The sequence below is a fragment of the Mycolicibacter acidiphilus genome (assembly GCF_018455725.1).
In the GTDB taxonomy this organism is placed as follows: domain Bacteria; phylum Actinomycetota; class Actinomycetes; order Mycobacteriales; family Mycobacteriaceae; genus Mycobacterium; species Mycobacterium acidiphilum.
On record NZ_JAHCLR010000025.1, the window covers coordinates 67,459 to 87,867 of the forward strand.

A 20,409-nucleotide genomic window follows, 5' to 3' on the forward strand; every position below is an offset into this window, starting at 1 on the left:
GGAAAACACGCTCGGAAAGTAACCTGGGGCCATGGGTGTCGCCGACGACCGTCGCTTCGAGGTGCTGCGCGCCATCGTCGCGGATTTCGTCGCCACCAAGGAACCGATCGGGTCCAAGGTCCTCGTCGAACGGCACAACCTCGGGGTGTCCCCGGCCACCATCCGCAACGACATGGCGGTGCTGGAGGCCGAGGGCTACATCACCCAGCCGCACACCAGTTCCGGGCGGGTGCCCACCGAGAAGGGGTACCGCGAGTTCGTCGACCGCATCGAGCAGGTCAAGCCGCTGTCGAGCGCGGAGCGGCGCGCGATCCTGTCGTTTCTGGAGACCGGCGTCGATCTCGACGACGTGCTGCGCCGGGCGGTGCGCACCCTGGCCCAGCTGACCCGGCAGGTGGCCGTCGTGCAGTACCCGACGCTGTCCGCGTCGACGGTGCGCCACCTGGAGGTGATCGCGCTGACCCCGGCCCGGCTGCTGCTGGTCGTCATCACCGACTCCGGCCGGGTCGACCAGCGCATCGTCGAACTCGGCGACACCATCGACGAGCATCAACTGGCGCGGCTGCGTGAACTGCTCGGCGTCGCGCTGGAGGGCAAGAAGATCCCGGCCGCGTCGGTGGCGGTCGCCGATCTGGCCGGCCACCTCGGCGGCCAGCCGGGGATGGCGAACAGCCTCTCCGACGCTGTCGGCCGCTCCGCCACGGTGCTGCTGGAGACCCTGGTCGAACACAGTGAGGAACGGTTGCTGCTGGGTGGCACCGCCAACCTCACCCGTAACGCCGCGGACTTCGGTGACTCGCTGCGCTCGGTGCTGGAGGCCCTCGAGGAGCAGGTGGTGGTGCTGCGATTGCTGGCCGTCCAGCAGGAGGCCGGTAAAGTCACGGTGCGAATCGGTCATGAGACCGAGGTCGAGGAGATGGCCGGCACCTCGGTGGTGTCCACCGCCTACGGCTCCCTGGGCACGGTCTACGGGGGCATGGGGGTGCTCGGGCCCACCCGGATGGACTATCCGGGAACCATCGCCAGTGTCGCCGCCGTGGCGTCGTACATCGGCGAAGTGCTCGGCACCCGATAGACAGTGCGGAAAGGTCAGGCGTGGCACGCGACTACTACGGCTTGCTGGGCGTCGATAAGAACGCCAGCGACACCGAACTCAAGCGTGCGTATCGCAAGCTAGCGCGCAAATACCACCCCGACGTCAACCCCGACGAGGCGGCGCAGAACAAATTCAAGGAGATCAGCGCCGCCTACGAGGTGCTCTCCGACCCGGAGAAGCGTCGCATCGTCGACCTCGGTGGCGACCCGCTGGAGAGCGGCGGTGGGGGCGGTAACGGCTTCGGCGGATACTCCGGTTTCGGGGGGCTCGGCGACGTGTTCGAGGCGTTCTTCGGCGGCGGCGGCGCGTCCCGCGGGCCGGTGGGCCGGGTCCGGCCCGGGTCGGATTCGCTGCTGCGGATGCGCCTGGACCTGTCCGAATGCGCCACCGGCGTCACCAAGCACGTCACCGTCGACACCGCCGTGCTCTGCGACCGCTGCCAGGGCCGGGGCACCAACGGCGACTCCAAGCCGATGACCTGCGACACCTGCGGCGGCCACGGCGAGGTGCAGAGCGTGCAGCGCTCGCTGCTCGGCCAGGTGATGACGTCACGGCCGTGCCCGACCTGCCGCGGCGTCGGCGAGGTCATCCCGGACCCGTGCCACCAGTGCGGCGGCGACGGCCGGGTGCGTGACCGGCGGGACATCGCGGTGAAGATCCCGGCCGGGGTCGCCGAGGGCATGCGGGTCCGGCTCGCGGCGCAGGGCGAGGTCGGCCCCGGCGGCGGCCCGGCCGGCGACCTCTACGTCGAGGTACACGAACAGCCGCACGAGATCTTCACCCGCGACGGCGACGACCTGCACTGCACCGTTTCGGTGCCGATGGTCGACGCCGCGCTGGGCACCACGGTGCCGGTGGAGGCGATTCTCGACGGCGCCACCGACATCACCGTCTCGCCGGGCACCCAGCCGGACACCGTCGTCACGCTGCGCGGCCACGGCATGCCGCACCTGCGGTCCGGGGTGCGCGGGGATCTGCACGCCCACATCAAGGTGGTGGTCCCGGAGAAGCTCGACCACCACGAGACCGACCTGCTGCGCAAGTTCAAGGAGCGCCGCGACCGGGAGGCGGCCGAGGTGCGCCCGGCCCACGGCCACGCCGGCGGCGGACTGTTCAGCCGGCTGCGCGACACGTTCACCGGTCGCTGACCTGCGCCGATGGCGGGACTGTTCTACGTCGACGACCTGGTGCCGACCGGTGCCACACTGACGATCGGCGGTGACGAGGGGCATCACGCCGCGACCGTGCGACGGATCCGGGCCGGTGAACGGCTGACGCTGTCCGACGGGGCGGGGGAGCTGGCCGACTGCGCGGTGGTCACCGCCGACCGGTCCGGGCTCACCGTCGAGGTGCTGCGACGCTGGACGCAGCCGGCGCCGCGACCACCGGTGACGGTGGTGCAGGCGCTGCCGAAATCGGAGCGCTCGGAACTCGCGATCGAACTGGCGACCGAGGCCGGCGCCGACGGGTTCGTCGCCTGGCAGGCGGAACGCTGCGTGGCCCGCTGGGAGGGGCCGCGGGCCGACAAGGGGCTGCGGCGGTGGTCGGCGGTGGCCCGGGCGGCCGCCGGGCAGTCCCGGCGGGCGTGGATTCCCACCGTGGACGGGGTGCTGACGACGACGGCGCTGGCGACCTGGGTGGCCGAGCAGACCGCCGCCGGCACCGTCGTCCTGGTGCTGCACGACGCCGCACCCGAACCGCTGACCGCGTTGGGGCTCGCCGATGCCGCCGCGGTGGCGCTGCTGGTCGGACCGGAGGGCGGCATCACCCCGGCCGAACTCGATGCGTTCACCACTGCCGGCGCCCGGCCGCTGCGGCTCGGGCCGACGGTGCTGCGGACCTCGACGGCGGCGGCGGTGGCGCTGGGCGCCCTGGGGGTGCTGACACCGCGGTGGGGGTGAGGCCCACTCACTTGGCTGCGAATGCCGCCAGCCCGACCGCGATGTCCTCGACGGCGAGCGCGCCGTCTTGCGCGACGTCGTACATGAACTCCTCGGCCGCATCCACGTCGAAGTCGGCTGACAACTCAACACCGTTGAGGTACAGGAATGTCCAGGCCGACGCCCACGCCGTCCGCTTGTTGCCATCCACCAGGGCGTGGTTGCGGGCCAGTGACTGCAGCAGGGCGGCGGCCTTGAGGTACAGATCCGGATATGCGTCGACGCCGTAGACGGTCGATTGCGGCCGCGCCACCGCGGCGTCGAGCAGACCGAAGTCCCGCACCTCGACCGGATGCCCCACGGCGGCCGCACCGGCCACCAGCACGTCGTCGCGGTCCAAGAACTCCGTCAAGCCAGGCGGCGATTCAACTCGGCGGAGCGCTGCGCGACCATGACCGCCGCCTCGGCGACCCGACGTTTGTGTTCGCTGGCGGCACTGATGATCGCGCGGTGTGCGAACGACCGTAACGACAGCCCCTCACCACCGGCGGCGGTACGGACGGCTTCGAGTTCCGCTTCGGTGAAAGCGATGTTCAGCGATGGCACGCCGTTAATGGTATATGGATCGGTACTGAAGTTGGTACCACATGATGTTCGACCCCTGGAGTGCGACGGCGCCCGTCGGCACCCTGCTGCCGGTAGACTCGCAGCAGATCGTCATCCGCAGAATCCCAGGAAGCAGGCATCGAAAACCACGTGAGGTCTCGCGACACCACCGCTGCCGGGCCGGCTTCGCAGGTTCGCAGCAGCATCGACATCCCACCCGACCTCGTCGTGGGTCTGCTCGGTTCGACTGACGAGAACCTGCGCACCCTGGAGAGCCTGCTCACGGCCGACCTGCATGTCCGCGGCAACGTGGTCGCGATCGCCGGTGAACCGGCCGACGTCGCCCTGGCCGAACGGGTCGTCTCCGAGCTGGTCGGGATCGTCGCCGGCGGGCAGGCGCTGACACCCGACGCGGTGCGACACAGCGTCGGCATGCTGATCGGCACCGGCAACGAATCGCCGGCCGAGGTGCTGACGCTGGACATCCTGTCGCGGCGCGGCAAGACGATCCGGCCCAAGACGCTGAACCAGAAGCGCTACGTCGACGCGATCGACGCGAACACGATCGTGTTCGGCATCGGTCCGGCCGGCACCGGCAAGACCTACCTGGCGATGGCCAAGGCGGTCAGCGCCCTGCAGGCCAAGCAGGTCAACCGCATCATCCTGGCCCGGCCGGCGGTGGAAGCCGGTGAGCGCCTGGGCTTCCTGCCCGGCACCCTGAGCGAGAAGATCGACCCCTATCTACGGCCGCTCTACGACGCGCTCTACGACATGATGGACTCCGAGCTGATCCCCAAGCTGATGAGCTCCGGGGTGATCGAGGTGGCGCCGCTGGCGTACATGCGGGGCCGGACGTTGAACTCCGCGTTCATCATTCTCGACGAGGCGCAGAACACCACCGCCGAGCAGATGAAGATGTTCCTGACCCGGCTCGGATTCGGGTCCAAGGTGGTGGTCACCGGTGACATCACCCAGGTGGACCTGCCGGGTGGATCCCGCTCGGGCCTGCGCGCCGCGGTCGACATCCTCGACGGCATCGATGACATCCACGTCGCCGAACTCACCAGCGTCGACGTGGTGCGCCACCGGCTGGTGTCAGAGATCGTCGACGCCTACTCGCGCCACGAGGCCCGCCACGAGCGGTCTGACCTCGGGGTGAACCGCGCGAACCGGCGGGCCCGCCGATGAGCATCGAGGTCTCCAACGAGTCCGGTCTCGACGTCTCGGAGGTCGAACTGGTCAGCGTGGCGAAGTTCGTGCTGGCCCGGATGGACGTCAACCCGGCCGCGGAGCTGTCGATGGTGCTGCTGGACACCGCGGCGATGGCCGACCTGCACATGCGCTGGATGGACCTGCCCGGTCCCACCGACGTGATGAGCTTCCCGATGGACGAGCTCGAACCCGGCGGCCGTCCGGATGCGCCGGAGCCGGGGCCGGCGATGCTCGGCGACATCGTGCTCTGCCCGGAATTCGCCGCGAAACAGGCTGAGACGGCGGGGCATTCGCTCGGCCAGGAGTTGGCGCTGCTCACCGTCCACGGCGTGCTGCATCTGCTCGGCTACGACCACGCCGAGCCCGAAGAGGAGAAGGAGATGTTCGCGCTGCAGCGCCGGCTGCTCGAGGAGTGGGTCGCCGACCAGGTGGAGTCCTACCACGCCGAGACCCAGAGCGAGAAGGACCGCCGGCTGGTGGACAAGTCGCGGTATTTCGACGAATCGTGACCGGCACCGGGCTGACCCTCAGCGTGATCGCGCTGATCGGCCTCGGTGGACTGTTCGCCGCCATCGACGCCGCGATCAGCACGGTCTCGCCGGCCCGGGTGGCCGAGCTGGTGCGGGCGAAGCGCCCCGGCGCCGGCTGGCTGCAGAGGCTGATGGCCGAGCGGGCGCGCTACATCAATCTCGTTGTCCTGCTGCGCATCACCTGCGAGATCACCGCGACGGCACTGTTGGTGTTTCTGCTGCACGCGGTGCTCGGCCTGGACTGGGGGCTGTTCGCGGCCGCGGCGACGATGGTCGTGGTCAGCTTCGTCGTCATCGGGGTCGGCCCGCGCACGGTGGGCCGGCAGAACGCGTACTCGATCGCGCTGGCGACAGCGCTTCCGCTGCAGGTGCTTTCGGTTCTGCTGGCACCGGTGAGCCGGCTGCTGGTGGTGCTGGGCAACGCGCTGACCCCGGGGCGCGGTTTCCGCAACGGCCCGTTCGCCTCCGAGGTCGAACTGCGGGAGGTCGTCGACCTGGCGCAGCAGCAGGGGGTGGTCGCCGCCGATGAGCGCCGGATGATCCAGTCGGTGTTCGAACTGGCCGACACCCCGGCCCGCGAGGTGATGGTGCCCCGCACCGAGATGGTGTGGATCGAACGCGACAAGACCGCCGGTCAAGCCACCTCGCTGTCGGTGCGCAGCGGCTGCTCCCGGATCCCGGTGATCGGCGAGAACGTCGACGACATCCTCGGCGTGGTCTACCTCAAGGACCTCGTCTCACAGACCTATCACTCGGCCACCGGCGGCCGGGACATGACCGTGGCCCAGGTGATGCGACCCGCGGTGTTCATGCCGGACTCCAAGCCGCTGAACGCGCTGCTGCACGACATGCAGCGCAACCGCTATCACATGGCGCTGCTCGTCGACGAGTACGGCGCGATAGCCGGGCTGGTCACGATCGAGGATGTGCTGGAGGAGATCGTCGGGGAGATCGCCGACGAGTATGACCAGGGCGAGACCGCTCCGGTGCAGAACCTGGGGGAGAACCGATTTCGGGTCTCCGCCCGGTTGCCGATCGAGGACTTCGGCGAGCTGTGCGGGGTGCGGTTCGACGACGGGCTCGACGTCGGGACCGTCGGCGGCCTGCTGGCCCTGGAACTGGGGCGGGTGCCGCTGCCCGGCGCCGAGGTAACCTCACACGGGCTGCGGCTGTGCGCCGAGGGCAGCCGCGACAGCCGCGGCCGGGTGCGGATCGGCACCGTGCTGGTGTGCCCGGAGCAACATGGTGAGGAGGCCGCGCGCAATGGCTGAACTGGATCCCGAAGACGCCAAGCTGGTGGTGCTGGCCCGGGGCGCGATGGCGCGCGCCGAGGCCGGGGACGGCGCCGCGGTGCGCGACCTCGACGGCCGCACCTACGCCGGGGCGCCGGTGCGGCTGGCGGCGCTGCGGCTGACCGCGCTGCAGGCGGCCGTGGCGGCCGCGGTGTCGTCCGGGGCGACCGGGCTGGAGGCTGCGGTGCTTCTTGGCGGCCCCGTTGACGACGACGGTGTCGCGGCGGTGCGGGAACTCTCGCCGACCGCCGCGGTGATCGTGACCGATCGGGCGGGAACACCGGTGGCATGACCGAATTCCATTCCGGCTTCGTGTGTTTCGTCGGTCGCCCGAACACCGGCAAGTCGACCCTGACCAATGCGCTGGTCGGGCAGAAGGTCGCGATCACCTCCAACCGGCCGCAGACCACCCGGCACACGATCCGCGGCATCGTGCACCGCGACGACTTCCAGATCGTCCTGGTGGACACCCCCGGACTGCACCGGCCGCGCACACTGCTGGGCAAACGCCTCAACGAGCTGGTCAAGGACACCTACTCCGAGGTCGACATCATCGGCCTGTGCATCCCCGCCGATGAGACGATCGGACCGGGTGACCGGTGGATCATCGAGCAGATCCGCGCCGTCGCACCGCGCACCAAGATCCTCGTCGTCGTCACCAAGATCGACAAGGTGCCCCGCGACCAGGTGGCCGCGCAACTGACGGCGGTCGCCGAGGCGGTGCCGGAGGCGGAGATCGTCCCGGTGTCGGCGATCAGCGGTGAGCAGGTCGATGTGCTGATCGGTGTGCTGGCGGCGGCGCTGCCGGAGGGGCCGGCGTTCTACCCCGACGGCGAACTGACCGACGAACCCGAAGAGACGCTGATGGCGGAGTTCATTCGCGAAGCCGCCCTGGAGGGGGTGCGCGACGAACTGCCGCACTCGCTGGCGGTGGTCATCGAGGAGGTCATCCCGCGGGAGGGTCGCGACGACCTGATCGACGTGCACGCGTGGCTCTACGTCGAACGCGACAGCCAGAAGGGGATCGTGATCGGCAAGGGCGGTGCCCGGCTGCGCGAGGTGGGCACCGCGGCCCGCACTCAGATCGAAAAGCTGTTGGGCACCAAGGTGTTTCTTGATCTACGGGTGAAGGTGGCGAAGAACTGGCAGCGTGACCCGAAGCAGCTCGGGCGGCTCGGTTTCTAGCGGTCCGCGCGCCCGGCCGGGTGTCGATGCCACCGCACACGCGCGCAAGATCGGCAGCGGGTACATTCCAGGGGTGCCGGAACGCAAGTCGTTGATGTTCGCCTCGGTTGGCCTGCTCGTGTGCGCGCAAGCGCTGGCCGGTTGCGGGGGAGCCCACAAGCCGATCGATACCACCAAACTGTTCAACGTGCAGTCCACGTTCGGCTCGGAATACAAGACCCAGACCAAGGGCCCGACCGACATCGACCCGAAGATCCTCGGCCCGCAGAAGATGCCGCCCGGGGTGACGTTCGACCCGGCCGACTGCGGTGACTACGCGGCCAGCAGCGGACGCCCGCCCAAGGGCATCCGCGGCAAGATGTCGATGGTCTCGGTCGTCGGCGAGGGCAACCAACTGGTGGCGATCGCGATGCAGGCCGACAAGGACATCCCGTACGACGCGGGCGCTGCCGAGAAGTGCAAGCACGTCTCGTTCCAGGCCGGCAAGCTCACCGGCTACCTCGACGAGGTCGACGCACCGGAGATCAAGGGCGTCCAGACGGCCGGTTCGCACTCCGAGATCGAGGTGACGAACAAGGAGGGACAGCAGTCGTCCCGGGAGTCCTACACGTTCAGCGCCTTCCTCGGTGACGCGCTGGTTCAGGTCACCGCGAACCCGCTGCCGGTGCGCGGCCAGCCGCCGGCGATGGTCAACGCCGACCGGGCCCGTCAACTGCTGACCGACGCGGTTGCGGCGCTGCGCAGTTAGCGCCGGATCGTCATGACGAGGACACCGCCCGTGCGCGGGGCGCGGGTGCTGATCACCGGCGGCGCGCGGGGAATCGGAGCCGCCACCGCGGCCCTGTTCGCCGCGCAGGGTGCCCGGGTGTGGATCGGCGACGTCGACGACGACGTCTGCCGGGCGACCGCCGCCGACCTCGGAATCACCGGTGTCGCACTGGATGTGACCAGTGCGGCGTCCTGGCGGGAGGCGCTGGACCGCATCGAAAGCGGCGAGCACGGCGGCCCGCTGGACATCCTGATCAACAACGCCGGGGTGATGCCGCTCGGCGCGTTCGAGGATGAGACCGAGCGGATCCGCGACCTGATCCTGGACGTCAACGTCCGCGGGGTGCTCAACGGCATGCAGGCGGTGCTGCCCGGCATGGTGGCCCGCGGCGGTGGCCGGATCGTCAACATCGCCTCGATGGCCGGCATGATCCCGGTCCCCGGCATGGTCACCTACAACGCCAGCAAGTTCGCGGCCTATGGGGCGTCGCTGGCGGCGCGGCGGGAGTACGCCGGGACCGGGGTGGTGGTGTCGGCGGTGCTGCCCTCGGCGGTGCGCACCGAACTGGCGTCAGGGGCCCCACTCGGCGGCGGCATGCCGACGGTCGACCCGGCCGACGTCGCAGAAGCCGTCCTCGCCGTGGTCCGCTCCGGCGCCGCGCGCCGTTCCGTGCCGCGCTGGGTCGCACCGGCCTGGTCGGCGACGGCGTTCGTACCGGAGCGCCTGCAGAACGCGGTGCGGCGCGTCATCGACGACCGTCGCGCCCTGACCTCCATCGACACCGGCGCCCGCGGCGCCTACATCGACCGGGTGAACCGGCAGGCCGGCAGCCACAGCGAGACCGGCCGATGACCACCCGGGCGCTGGTCATCGGCTGCGGCGGCACCATCGGCGGGGCGTGGACCGTCGCGGCGCTGGCCGCCCTGTGCAGCGAGATCCGCATCAGCATCGGCGATTTCGACGTGCTGCAGGGCACCTCCGCGGGGGCGGAGCTGGTCACGATGCTCGGCGCCGGCATCAGCGTCGACGAACTGGTCGCCATGCAGCGCGGCGAGACGACCGACCCCCGGCTGAGCAGCCACCTGGCGGCGGCGCCGCCCGGGCTGCCGCCGATCCCGACACCGCGGCTGATGAACCCGCGACTGCTGCGCTCGCAGTCCGGGCTGGCCGCGCTGACCGGCATCGCACCGACCGGCCGGGCCGACGCCGCCTGGCTGCAGCGGCTCGCCGACGACTGCACCGACGGGCGCTGGCTGGCACACCCGGCGGTGCGGCTGGTGGCCTTCGACGTGGACCGGGGTGAGCGGGTCGCGTTCGGCGCACCCACCGCACCGGCCGTCGATCTCGGGCAGGCGCTGCGCGCGTCGTGGGCGATCCCGGGCTGGCTGCCGCCCGTTGAGATCGACGGCCGGCGTTACGTCGACGGCGGCGCCCGCTCGACGGCGTCGGTGGATCTGATCTCCGCCGATGAGGCCGACGTGGTGTACGTGATCGCGCCGATGGCCTCCGACCGCGGCGAACGCGTGCCCGGGGCGGGCGGGCACCTGGAGAACCTGCTGCTGCGCCGGCCGATGTCGCGGACCCTGGACCGCGAGGTCGCCGAGGTTCGCGGCCGCGGCACGACGGTCGTGACGATCACCCCGGATCGCCGGGACCTGGCCGGGCTGGGCGCGAACTTCATGAACCGCCGGCGCCGGCGGTCGGCGTTCGAGGCGGCGATGGTCAGCGCGCCGGCCGCGGTTCGACGCGCACTGGCCGCCGCCGGATGAGCGGTCGCGAACCACGGGTCCTCGTGATCGGGGCCGGGGTCGCCGGGATCAGCACCGCACATGTGTTGCGCGAGAACGGCTTCACTGACGTCACGGTGCTGGAGAAGGGCTCCGACGTCGGCGGCGTCTGGTACTGGAACCACTACCCGGGCCTGCGCTGCGACGTGCCGTCGCAGATCTACCAGTTCGGTTTCGCCCCCAAGCCGGACTGGCGGGACACCTGGGCCGACGGCGCCGCGATCCAGCGCTACCACCGCGACGTCGCCGACCGACTCGGACTGACCCCGCTGATCCGCTTCGACACCGAGGTGACCAGCGCGGAATGGGATGACCGGCAACGGAACTGGACCGTCACCACGGCGTCCGGCGATCAGCACATCGCGGACTTCGTGATCTGTGCGACCGGGGTGCTGCACCAGCCGTTCATCCCGGACCTGCCGGGCCTGACGGATTTCGCCGGCCCGGTCGTGCACACCGCCCGCTGGGACGACGCGCTGGACACCACCGGCAAGCGGGTCGCGGTGATCGGCACCGGATCGACCGGCGTGCAGGTGGTCTCCGCGCTGCAGCCCGGCGCGGCCTCGGTCGAGCACTACGTCCGATCGGCGCAGTGGATCCTGTGGGCGCCGACGTCGCTGCGGCAGCTGCCCGGCTTGGCAGCGTTGTTCCGGCGCTTCCCCGGCGTGCACAATGCGATCACCCACCTGCTGACGATCGGCGGGTCGCGGCTGCTCACCGACGTCACCACCCGGCCGTCCTGGCGGCGCCGTGCGGTGCAGGCCTACGCCCGGTTGAGCTTGCGGGTTCAGGTGCGGGACAAGGCATTACGCGCCGACCTGACCCCCGACTATCAGCCGCTGTGCAAACGACAGGTGATCTCGGGCAGCTACTACCGGGCCATCCAGGCGACCAACGCCGACCTCGTCACCGCCGCGATCACCGAGGTCACGCCGACCGGGATCCGCACCGCCGACGGCACCCATCGCGACGTCGACGTCATCGTGCTGGCCACCGGATTCCACGCCCACAACTACATGCGGCCGATGCAGCTGATCGGCCGGGAGAAGATCAGCATCGACGACACCTGGGCGAAAGGCCCGCGGGCTTACGCGATGACCGCGATCCCCGGCTTCCCGAACCTGTTCACGGTGCTCGGGCCGAACTCGCCGACCGGGTCGATCTCACTGCAGTACTCCGCGGAGCTCACCGCCCGCTACATCGCGCAGTGGCTGGCGCGGTTCCGCGCCGGCGCACTGTCCACCGTCGAGGTCACCGAGGAGGCGACCACCCGGTTCAACGACGACGTCGGCGTCGCGATGGGACCGACCGTCTGGAACACCGGCTGCAACTCCTGGTACCTCACCGACGGCGGCACGGTGGACCTGTGGCCGTTCGACCGCGCGCGGATGAAATCACTGCTGGGCCGACCCGACCCGGCCGACTTCCACGTCAGCTGAGCGGACGCCGATCAGGCGCCCCAGCGAGCCAGCCAGGACTGCTCCAACTCCAGCTTCTCGTCGTAGAAGCCGGTGTCGGGGGCCAGCAGCGCGACGTCCGGGGCGGGGGCGGCCAGGAAGTCCCCGGCGACCTTGGCGGCCACCCCGTCCCCGACCACCACGATGCATCCGCCGACCGCGGTGAGCCGGGTGTCGGGGACGTCGTACCCCAGGTGACGGGCCACCTGGTCGGCGACGGTCCGCCCGCCCGACTCGGCGATGAAGCCGGCCTTCGGTGCGGGTTTGCCGTCGGCGAGCAGCAGCGCCGCCACGTCGCCGATCGCCCACACCCCGGGCAACCCGGTGGCCAGCGTGGTGCCGTCGACCGGCAGCCAACCGCCCGGATTGACCGCGCCCGGCAGCAGGTCGGCGACCGGGGACCGGTGCGGCGGGACGGTCGCCAGCAGATCGAACCGCTCGGTGCCGCCGTCGGCGAACGTGAGTGTGCAGGTGGCGGCGTCCACCGCGGTCACGGTGCGCTGGGCGGTGAACCCGATGCCGGTCTGCTCCAGCAGATCGACCAGGCCGGTGCCGACGCCCGGGCTGACCACCGGGACCGGGCGCGGCTCGGCGGTGATGACGTCGACGCGCACCGCGCCGTCGGTGAACCGTGCGCCGAGCTGGTCGGCGATACGGAACGCCGCCTCGTAGGGCGCAGGCGGGCATTTGAACGGCGGCGGCGGAACCAGCACCACCACCCGGCCGGTTGACAGCTGATCGACACCGCGGTGCAGTGCCGCAGCCCCCTCCGGGGTGTAGAACTGACCGGCGACCCCGGCGGCGATCGCCGCGTCCAACCCGGGCAGCGCGGCGGTGTCGAGCACGGCGCCGAGGGCGATCACCAGCGCGTCGTAGCCGACCGGATCGCCGGCGGCCAGCAACACCCGTTTCGCGTCGGGATCGATGCCGGTGACCTCACCGGTCCGCAACTCCACCCCCGGCAGGGCGGCCGCGCCGACGGCTGCGGTCACCTCGGCGGGGGTGTGCAGGCCGCGCAGCACCCCGAGCGCCGACAGGCCCGAACTGACGGTGAACGACCGGTCGATCAGCACCACCCGGTCGGTGCCGGGCAGGTTCGCCCGCAACCGCTCCGCGGCGGTCAGCCCACCGGCGCCGGCGCCGAGAACGACTACGGTCTTGGCGGTCCTGGTCATCGCGCGGGCCTACTCGGCGCCGCGGGCGACCGGGCGCGACGGGTCCGAACTCCACTCCGACCACGATCCGGGGAACAGTGCCGCCTTGTGACCGAGTGCGGCCAGGCCGGCGACCAGCACCGTCGCGCTGATACCCGAGCCGCAGTAGGCGCCGACCGGGCTGCCGGCGTCGATCGTGCGGTCGGCGAGCAGGTCGGTGAGCGCGTCATCCGGCAGGAAGGTGCCGTCGGCGGCCAGCAGCGCGGTGAACGGCAGGTTCTTCGCACCGGGGATGTGCCCGGCGGCGGCGTCGACCGGTTCGTTGTCGGCGCGGAACCGTTCCGGTGCGCGGGCGTCGAGCAGCGTCAACTCACCCGATCCGGCGTCGGCGCCGGCCTGGTCGGCGGTGAGGGTGAGGTTGCTGCCGTCGTAGAGATCCTCGGCGACCAGGGTGACGTTGCCGGGCTGCGGGGTGACCTCACCGGTCTGAAGTTCGCCACCGGCCGCGGTCCACGCCGGCAGCCCGCCGTCGAGGATGCGCACACCGGTCAGCCCGGCGGTGGTCAGCAGCCACCACAATCGACCCGAGGCGGCCCGATTCCAGTCGTCGTAGGCCACCACCAGCTTCTCGCGCCGCACGCCCCAGCGCCGAGCGGCCGCCTCCAGGTTGCGGCCGGTCGGCAGCGGGTGTCGGCCCCGGCCGGTGCTGCTGTGATCGGTGAGTTCGTCTTCCAGCGACACATACACCGCACCCGGCAGATGCCCTGCCAGGTAGGCCGCGCGGCCGTCGGGTGCGTCCAGACTCCAGCGCACGTCCAGAATCGTGACCGGTTCACCCGACCGAATCCGGTCGGCCAGTTCTACAGCGGTGATCAGCACTTTGTCGCGCGCTCCCACCAGCTCACCTCCTTGTGTCTACGACGGTCTCTGTTGACGGGGTGTCTTCGAGACGGCCTGCGACGCAGGAAGGTGAGACCGGGGGAGGCGAGTGCCGAAAAGAGATCAGTAGCTGTTGCAGCTACCGGCGACCTGCGTGATGGTGCCGATGTACTGCTGAGCCTCCGGCATGGCCTGCACCTGCAGGGCGAGCCGCTGCCGCTTGTCGGGCGGCGAGGCGAGGAACGAGCGCAGGAACGACTGGGCCATCGGCGAGGCGTTGAAGTCCGCAGCGGCAGCCGGGTCCTGCGCGTTGAGCGCGGCCATCACCTGGCCGTAGTTACAGGTGGTGTTGACGATCGGACCGAGATCAGGGTTCGCAGACGCGATCCCGACACCGGCGGAGAGCGACAACGCCAGACTGCCGGCTGCGACAGCGAGCCTGGTCAACGACAGTGGGGCCATGTTTTTCGACGCCTTTCACCAGTGCACCGTAGGAGCGGGTACGAAGACCTACACGAAGACGGTGCCAGCTTAGCGGAAGCCCGCTCTGGGCCCACTGTGCCCAGCTTGTGCGCCGGCTATGAGCCCAGACCGGTCCCGGTGCGCCACCAGGGGGTCGGTTGCTGGGCCGACCAGCCGCTCACTCCCTCCAATTCGGCCGCCAGTGAGATCAGCAGACCGTCGCTGTTGGCCGGGCCCATCAACTGCACCCCGATCGGCAGATCGTCCGAGGTGAAACCGGCCGGCACGCTGATCGACGGCCACCCGAGCAGGTTCCACGGCCAGGTCACCGGGCAGGCCGCGATCATCGCGCGGTCGGTCTCCCAATTGCCCAGGTCGTCGAAAGCGTGCACCAGCGGCGGCGGCTGTGCGGTGGTCGGCGCCAGCACCACGTCGACAATCCGGAAGATCGACCCGACCCGGCGATGGTCGGCCACCTCCCCGGCGCGGGCCTTGCGCAGTATCGCCTGGGACAGGAACCGCCCGGTGCGCACGTTGGACAGCGTCCGCGGATCGAAGGTGACCCGGTCGAAGCGGTTCGCCGCGGCGAACACCCCGGCGGTCGAGCGGGAGAGGAAGTTCCACGACAGCCGCAGCCCGTAGTCGGGATTCCCGGCCACCACGGTGTGCCCGAGCAACCGCAACCGTGCGGCGGTCTGCTCCAGGGCGGCCCGGATGTCCGGGTGCAGCCGGGCCCGGAAACCGGTGAACGGGAACCGGGTGGAGATCGCGATCCGCAACTGGCCGGGGGCGGTGCCGACGAAGTCGGAGGCTCGGATCGGCGGCGGCTTGTGCAGGTCGCCGTCGGCGTTGCCGTCCGCCGCGTCGAGCACCAGGGCGGCGTCTTCGACGGTGCGGGCCAGCACGCCGTTGACGGTGATCCCGTTGAACGCCTCCGGCAGCGGCCAGGTCGAGATCCGGCCGCGCTGCGGTTTGATGCCGACCAGGTGCGTCCAGGCGGCGGGGATGCGCACGCTGCCGGCGCCGTCGGACCCGATCGCCGCGGCGACCAGCCCGGCGGCGACCGCGGCGGCGCTGCCCCCCGACGATCCGCCGGGTGTGTGCCGGCGCGACCACGGGTTGCGGGTGTACCCGAACCCCGCGCCGCTGGTGAACGGCCACTGCCCCAGCTCGCAGGTGTTGGTCTTGCCGACGATCACGGCGCCGGCGGCTTTGAGGCGTCGCACCACCTCGGCGTCGGCGGTGGCGGGCTCGACCTGCCCGGCGGTGCCGAAGTAGGTCGGGACGCCGGCGATATCGATGTCGTCCTTGACCGCGATCGGCACACCCAGCAGCGGGGCGGTATGTCCGGCTGCGCGCCGGCGGTCCGCATCGGCGGCGCTGCGCAGCGCCGACTCGGTGAGCACCACCCGGAAAGCGTTCAGCGCCGGCTGACTGTCATCGATGGCGCGCAGCGTGCGGCGCACCAGGTCGACCGAGGTCACCGCACCACTGGCCAGCTGATAGAGCTGCTCGGTCAGGGTGGGGAAGCGGGATGCGGGTGGGGGGGACATCGTGCATAGAGCGTATCGGCGCGCCATATCGGTCGAATCGGCCAATCGTCCCCGGGTGATGCGAGACTGGTCCGATGCGGCTGTACCGGGACCGGGCGGTGGTGCTGCGCCAGCACAAGCTCGGCGAGGCCGACCGGATCGTCACCCTGCTCACCCGCGACCACGGGCTGGTTCGCGCGGTGGCCAAGGGGGTGCGCCGTACCCGCAGCAAGTTCGGCGCCCGGCTGGAGCCGTTCGCCCACATCGACGTGCAACTGCACCCGGGCCGCAACCTCGACATCGTCACCCAGGTGGTGTCGGTGGACGCGTTCGCCACCCACATCGTCAACGACTACGGCCGATACACCTGCGCCTGCGTGATGCTGGAGACCGCCGAACGGCTGGCCGGGGCGGAGCGCGCCCCGGCGACCGCGCTGCACCGGCTGACGGTCGGTGCGCTGCGGGCGGTGGCCGACGGCAGCCGGCCGCGCGACCTGGTGCTGGACGCCTACCTGCTGCGCGCGATGGCGGTGGCCGGGTGGGCGCCGGCGCTCACCGAATGCGCCCGGTGCGCGGACCCCGGCCCGCACCGGGCGTTCCACATCGCCGCCGGCGGCAGCGTCTGCACGCACTGCCGCCCGGCCGGTGCGACGACCCCGCCGCTGGGAGTGCTGGATCTGATGGTGGCGCTGCACGACGGGGATTGGGAGGCGGCGGCGCTTTCCACGCCGGCGCATCGCAGCCATGCCAGTGGCCTGGTCGCAGCCCATCTGCAGTGGCATCTGGAGCGTCGATTGCGGACGCTGCCGTTGGTCGAGCGGGTCGACCGGGCGGCGGTCGGCAGCGACGTGTGAGGTTTCCGGTGCACCGCTGAAGTGTTGCGTGGCTCACGGTACGCTGATCCGACTCGGTGGACCGCCGAGGAATCGAAACCGGAAGGCGGGCAGATGTTTCACCAGGACGGCATGGCACGGCGGCCGCGGTTCACCCGTGCACTGGGGGTGGCATCCGGCATGGCGCTGGCCATGACGTTGAGTCCGCTGGTGGCCTGCTCCGCTCCCGGTGGCCGAGCCGGTACCGAGGCCGGCATGGTTGCCCCGCTGCCGGCGAATGCGCCGGTCAGCGGTGACGACGGGGGTGCCGGCGCCGACGGTGCCGACGGCGCCCCGGGTGCGGACGGCGCCCCGGGCGACGGTGGCCAGGGCGGCAAGGGCGGCGCCGGGGGTAAAGGCGGCCAGGGCGGTGCCGGCGGTAAAGGCGGCGCCGGTGGCCAGGGCGGTAAAGGCGGCGCCGGCGGCAAGGGTGGTGTCGGTGGCCATGGTGGTGCCGGCGGTAAAGGTGGCGCCGGCGGTGCGGCCGGACCCGGCGGAACTCCCGGTCAGCCGGGTCAGCCGGGTCAGCCCGGTCAGCCGGGTCAGCACGGTTAGGCCGCGCAGCCCATTTCCAGCCCCGGTCCGGGTGCTGGACTGACGTTTCGGAAATCGATCGCAAAGGAGCGAACGGAAGTGACCGAGAACCCGCGCGCCGACGTGGTGTCCCGCCAGTACGAGCGGTGGACCTACCCGCCGCCCATCCACGACCTGCAGGCCTGGAGTGCCAACAACTGGGAATGGTTCGACCCGTCCCACGCGCACCGGGTGCTGTGGCCGGACCGGGAGTACCGGGCGGACCTCGACATCCTGATCGCCGGATGCGGCACCAACCAGGCCGCGGTCTTCGCCTACAACAACCCCAAGGCCAGGGTCGTGGCGGTGGACATCAGCGAGGCATCGCTGGGACACCAGCAGTACCTCAAGGACAAGCACGGCCTGTGGAACCTCGAACTGCACCAGTTGCCGATCGAGGAACTGGCCACGCTGGGCCAGGACTTCGACCTGGCGGTGTCCACCGGCGTGCTGCACCACATGGCCGACCCCAAGGTAGGCATGAAGTCGGTGGCAGATCGCCTGCGGCCCGACGGAGTGGCCGGCATCATGCTCTACGCGCGCTACGGGCGGATCGGCATCGAGATCCTCGAGTCGGTCTTCCAGGATCTGGGCTTGGAGCAGAGCGACGCCTCGATCCAGACGGTCCGCGAAACCATCCGGATGCTCTCCCCGGAGCACCCCGTCCAGCCGTACCTCAAGATCGCCGGGGATCTGGCCTCGGACTCCGGCCTGGTCGACACGTTCCTGCACGGCCGGGAGCGGAGCTACGACGTCGACGGCTGCATCGATCTGGCGAACTCGGCGGGGCTGGACTTCCAGGGCTGGCTGCTCAAGGCGCCCTACTACCCGCATGACCTGTCGGCGCCGTCGAGCAGTTTCTACCCGGCCGTGAATGCGCTGCCGGAGGCCAAGATCTGGTCGGTGATGGAACGCATCCACACGCTGAACGCCCGGCACTTCTTCATGGCGTGCCGATCCGATCGGCCCAAGAGCAGTTACGCCATCGACTTCTCGACGCCGGAGAGCCTCGACTACGCCCCGATGTTCCGCTGGAAGTGCGGTCTGAACGGCAGTGAGATCTTCCGGTCCGGGTGGAAGATGCCGCTCAACCCGGCGCAGTTGCCGTTCGTGCAGAGCATCGACGGCCGCAAGACGATCCGGGAGATCGCGGCGAACGTTGCGCAGGCGGGCGGGGCGACCCGGGCCAGCGCCACCGACCTGGAGAAGTTCGGCCGTCGGCTGTTCCAGGCGCTGTGGCGGCTGGACTTCGTCTCGATGGCCCTGGGCGTCGATTCGTAAGCCGCTCTCGACTCTCACAGTCAGCCGCTGCACACATCCGTCGTGGTGTGTGCAGCGGTTTTCTTTTGCCGGGCTGAGCGTCGGGAATCCGAAGGATGAACGAAAAGCGTCCTGTTTCGTGGAAGTTCGTATTGGCGCATGGATTCGGCGTTTCGTCAATTCACCACGGGGTCAATCGATTACACGCCCGGAACGGAAAATGTGAGCGATGTCGCATCAGCTGAGTTATGTCGATGAACGTGCTGGTCATAATGGTGTCTTGCGGCCCTGCGGCCGGGTAATCCGCTGTGTCGCAAAGTAACCCGTCGGTAACCCCTACCGCTGAGGTGGTCGAACCGTTACGTTAACGGCCGCTGAGAGAACTCAGCGTTCACTAGGACATTTTCTGGGAGGGATTTCTTGATGAGTCGTCGTAACGACAAGGGGCTGCGCAACCGCGTCCTCGGCGCCAGCAGTGCTGCCGGTGCGTTCCTGGCGTTCGGGATGATGCCGCTGGCTGCGGCGCCCGCGGCGCACGCGGACTGGGATGACCTGTTCGGTGCGTTCGACCTGTCGGCGGTTGCGGGCAGCGCGGAGGACGCGGGTGGGCTCGGCGGGTTCTACGGCGACCTGCACACCGAGTTGGAGGACTTCATCTCCAACAACGCCGACCTGGTCAAGATGATCAACCAGCCGATGGTCGAACTGTTCGGTCGCGACCTGATCGGCAACGGCCTCGACGGCTACACCGGTGGCAATGAGTCGGTCTTCGGCAAGATGCTCGGTGAGGCCATGGCCGAGAAGATGCTGGGCGACCAGAGCGACGGCGGCTTCTGGTTCGGTGACGGCGGCACCGGCGCGGCCGGTGAGGCCGGTGGCTCGGCCGGGATGATCGGCAACGGCGGCACCGGTGGCGTCGGGACCTTCGCCGACGGCGGCAACGGCGCCGGTGGCGACGGCGGCAACGGTGGCTGGCTGTTCGGCAACGGCGGCGACGGCGGCGCCGGCGTGGCCGGTGGCAACGGCGCTGACGGCGCGAACGGTGTCACCCCGACCGCGGCGGGTGCCGACGGCGCCAACGGCGTTGCGGGTACCAACGGCACCAACGGTGGTCAGGGCGGCAACGGCGGCAACGGCGGCAACATGTTCGGCAACGCCGGTAACGGTGGTGCCGGTGGTGCTGCGGGTAACGGCGGTAACGGTGGCGACGGCGCCGACGGCGCGGCGGGCGCCGCGGGCAAGGATGGCGACCTCGGCGACCTGTCGAAGCCGGCCGACGGCAGCACCGGCGGTAACGGCGGCGACGGCGCGCTCGGTGGTACGGCCGGCCAGGCCGGTGCGGGCGGTGCAGCGGGTGTCGCGCACGGCGGCGGTGCGGCCGGTGTGGCCGGTGCGGCCGGAGCCGCGGGCCACGCGGGCACCGAGGGCGACGGCGGTGCCGGCGGTGCCGGTGGCGCCGGCGGTGACGCGCAGAAGGTGGCCGGTATCTACGACTGGAACGGCGGCAACGGTGGCGACGGCGGGGTCGGCGGCACCGGCCTGCACGCCGGTGTCGGCGGTGTCGGTGGCAGCGGTGGCGCGGGCCTCGGCGGCGGCGTCGGCGGCGACGGTGGCGCCGGTGGCGCTGAAGGAGCGGACGGCGTCGGTGGCGCCGGTGGTGCCGGCGGTGTCGGTGGTGCCGGGCAGACCGTCGGCGGTCTGGGCGGCAACGGCGGTGCCGGTGCGGACGCGACCGGTGACGGCACCGGCGGTGCCGGCGGCCACGGCGGTGCCGGCGGTACCAGTTCGGCCCAGGGCGGCGTCGGCGGCGAGGGCGGCGACGGCGGTGGCAGCGACAGCGGCACCGGCGGCGTCGGCGGTGCG

General features: G+C 70.7%; 21 protein-coding genes and 1 pseudogene. 16 read left to right on the plus strand and 6 right to left on the minus strand.

Features of this window, described 5'->3' with window-relative positions; genetic code table 11:
- The first annotated feature begins 31 nt into the window (after nucleotides 1–31).
- From hrcA to KIH27_RS13280, 3 genes are read left to right on the plus strand one after another with little or no spacing between them, the layout of a single operon-like run.
- Complete coding sequence (gene hrcA / locus KIH27_RS13270) at nucleotides 32–1,075, plus strand: heat-inducible transcriptional repressor HrcA (protein ID WP_214093423.1); 1,044 nt, start codon at nucleotides 32–34, stop codon at nucleotides 1,073–1,075.
- 20 nt (nucleotides 1,076–1,095) lie between these two features.
- Nucleotides 1,096–2,244 carry a molecular chaperone DnaJ gene (gene dnaJ / locus KIH27_RS13275; protein ID WP_214093424.1) on the plus strand — a complete coding sequence of 383 codons (1,149 nt, stop codon included), beginning with the start codon at nucleotides 1,096–1,098 and terminating at the stop codon, nucleotides 2,242–2,244.
- A gap of 9 nt (nucleotides 2,245–2,253) precedes the next feature.
- Nucleotides 2,254–2,997, plus strand: coding sequence for a 16S rRNA (uracil(1498)-N(3))-methyltransferase (locus KIH27_RS13280; RefSeq protein ID WP_214093425.1), 744 nt, complete (start codon nucleotides 2,254–2,256; stop codon nucleotides 2,995–2,997).
- Between the two features lie 7 nt (nucleotides 2,998–3,004).
- On the opposite strand, the gene KIH27_RS13285 is transcribed toward KIH27_RS13280, so the two are convergent.
- Nucleotides 3,005–3,388 (minus strand): type II toxin-antitoxin system death-on-curing family toxin, encoded by a 384-nt coding sequence (locus tag KIH27_RS13285; protein WP_214093426.1) that lies wholly within the window; start codon nucleotides 3,386–3,388, stop codon nucleotides 3,005–3,007.
- Nucleotides 3,385–3,582 carry an antitoxin Phd gene (locus KIH27_RS13290; RefSeq protein WP_214093427.1) on the minus strand — a complete coding sequence of 66 codons (198 nt, stop codon included), beginning with the start codon at nucleotides 3,580–3,582 and terminating at the stop codon, nucleotides 3,385–3,387. The genes KIH27_RS13285 and KIH27_RS13290 overlap by 4 nt, the downstream gene beginning before the upstream one ends.
- A 150-nt stretch (nucleotides 3,583–3,732) precedes the next feature.
- On the opposite strand from KIH27_RS13290, the gene KIH27_RS13295 reads away from it, so the two are divergent.
- Genes KIH27_RS13295 through KIH27_RS13335 form a run of 9 tightly spaced genes read left to right on the plus strand, consistent with a single transcriptional unit; the run spans nucleotide 3,733 to nucleotide 11,796 of the window.
- Entirely contained in the window at nucleotides 3,733–4,770 is a 1,038-nt protein-coding gene (locus KIH27_RS13295; protein ID WP_214093428.1) for a PhoH family protein, read from the plus strand.
- Nucleotides 4,767–5,303 carry an rRNA maturation RNase YbeY gene (gene ybeY, locus KIH27_RS13300; protein ID WP_214093429.1) on the plus strand — a complete coding sequence of 179 codons (537 nt, stop codon included), beginning with the start codon at nucleotides 4,767–4,769 and terminating at the stop codon, nucleotides 5,301–5,303. The genes KIH27_RS13295 and ybeY overlap by 4 nt, the downstream gene beginning before the upstream one ends.
- Nucleotides 5,300–6,595, plus strand: a complete 1,296-nt coding sequence (locus KIH27_RS13305; protein WP_214093430.1) for a hemolysin family protein — start codon at nucleotides 5,300–5,302, stop codon at nucleotides 6,593–6,595. The genes ybeY and KIH27_RS13305 overlap by 4 nt, the downstream gene beginning before the upstream one ends.
- Nucleotides 6,567–6,908 (plus strand): cytidine deaminase-like protein, encoded by a 342-nt coding sequence (locus KIH27_RS13310; protein WP_214093431.1) that lies wholly within the window; start codon nucleotides 6,567–6,569, stop codon nucleotides 6,906–6,908. The genes KIH27_RS13305 and KIH27_RS13310 overlap by 29 nt, the downstream gene beginning before the upstream one ends.
- Nucleotides 6,905–7,801, plus strand: a complete 897-nt coding sequence (gene era, locus KIH27_RS13315) for a GTPase Era (protein ID WP_214093432.1) — start codon at nucleotides 6,905–6,907, stop codon at nucleotides 7,799–7,801. Before KIH27_RS13310 ends, era begins: the two co-directional genes overlap by 4 nt.
- Nucleotides 7,767–8,549: a DUF5642 family protein gene (locus KIH27_RS13320; RefSeq protein WP_307856876.1), complete on the plus strand. Its 783-nt coding sequence runs from the start codon at nucleotides 7,767–7,769 to the stop codon at nucleotides 8,547–8,549. Before era ends, KIH27_RS13320 begins: the two co-directional genes overlap by 35 nt.
- A 12-nt stretch (nucleotides 8,550–8,561) precedes the next feature.
- Nucleotides 8,562–9,422, plus strand: a complete 861-nt coding sequence (locus tag KIH27_RS13325) for an SDR family oxidoreductase (RefSeq protein ID WP_214093433.1) — start codon at nucleotides 8,562–8,564, stop codon at nucleotides 9,420–9,422.
- A complete protein-coding gene (locus KIH27_RS13330; protein ID WP_214093434.1) occupies nucleotides 9,419–10,339 on the plus strand; it encodes a patatin-like phospholipase family protein in 921 nt (306 codons plus the stop codon). Before KIH27_RS13325 ends, KIH27_RS13330 begins: the two co-directional genes overlap by 4 nt.
- Nucleotides 10,336–11,796, plus strand: coding sequence for a flavin-containing monooxygenase (locus KIH27_RS13335; RefSeq protein ID WP_214093435.1), 1,461 nt, complete (start codon nucleotides 10,336–10,338; stop codon nucleotides 11,794–11,796). The genes KIH27_RS13330 and KIH27_RS13335 overlap by 4 nt, the downstream gene beginning before the upstream one ends.
- Before the next feature lie 11 nt (nucleotides 11,797–11,807).
- Here the strand turns inward: KIH27_RS13335 and KIH27_RS13340 are convergent, their stop codons facing one another.
- The 4 genes from KIH27_RS13340 to KIH27_RS13355 form a co-directional block, all read right to left on the minus strand.
- Nucleotides 11,808–12,989 (minus strand): NAD(P)/FAD-dependent oxidoreductase, encoded by a 1,182-nt coding sequence (locus KIH27_RS13340; protein WP_214093436.1) that lies wholly within the window; start codon nucleotides 12,987–12,989, stop codon nucleotides 11,808–11,810.
- A gap of 9 nt (nucleotides 12,990–12,998) precedes the next feature.
- Nucleotides 12,999–13,865 (minus strand): sulfurtransferase, encoded by an 867-nt coding sequence (locus KIH27_RS13345; RefSeq protein ID WP_214093437.1) that lies wholly within the window; start codon nucleotides 13,863–13,865, stop codon nucleotides 12,999–13,001.
- Nucleotides 13,866–13,970: 105 nt separating this feature from the next.
- A complete protein-coding gene (locus tag KIH27_RS13350) occupies nucleotides 13,971–14,309 on the minus strand; it encodes a hemophore-related protein (protein ID WP_214093438.1) in 339 nt (112 codons plus the stop codon).
- 116 nt (nucleotides 14,310–14,425) lie between these two features.
- Nucleotides 14,426–15,862, minus strand: coding sequence for an amidase (locus KIH27_RS13355; RefSeq protein WP_250150080.1), 1,437 nt, complete (start codon nucleotides 15,860–15,862; stop codon nucleotides 14,426–14,428).
- Nucleotides 15,863–15,936: 74 nt separating this feature from the next.
- Here KIH27_RS13355 and recO point away from each other — a divergent pair, with 74 nt between their 5' ends.
- From recO to KIH27_RS13375, 4 genes and pseudogenes are all read left to right on the plus strand, one after another.
- Entirely contained in the window at nucleotides 15,937–16,695 is a 759-nt protein-coding gene (gene recO / locus KIH27_RS13360) for a DNA repair protein RecO (protein ID WP_214093440.1), read from the plus strand.
- Between the two features lie 93 nt (nucleotides 16,696–16,788).
- Entirely contained in the window at nucleotides 16,789–17,268 is a 480-nt protein-coding gene (locus tag KIH27_RS13365; RefSeq protein ID WP_214093450.1) for a hypothetical protein, read from the plus strand.
- A 78-nt stretch (nucleotides 17,269–17,346) separates the two neighbouring features.
- Nucleotides 17,347–18,567 (plus strand): class I SAM-dependent methyltransferase, encoded by a 1,221-nt coding sequence (locus tag KIH27_RS13370; RefSeq protein ID WP_214093441.1) that lies wholly within the window; start codon nucleotides 17,347–17,349, stop codon nucleotides 18,565–18,567.
- Nucleotides 18,568–18,969: 402 nt separating this feature from the next.
- Nucleotides 18,970–20,409: pseudogene (locus KIH27_RS13375) on the plus strand (hypothetical protein); the annotation flags it as partial.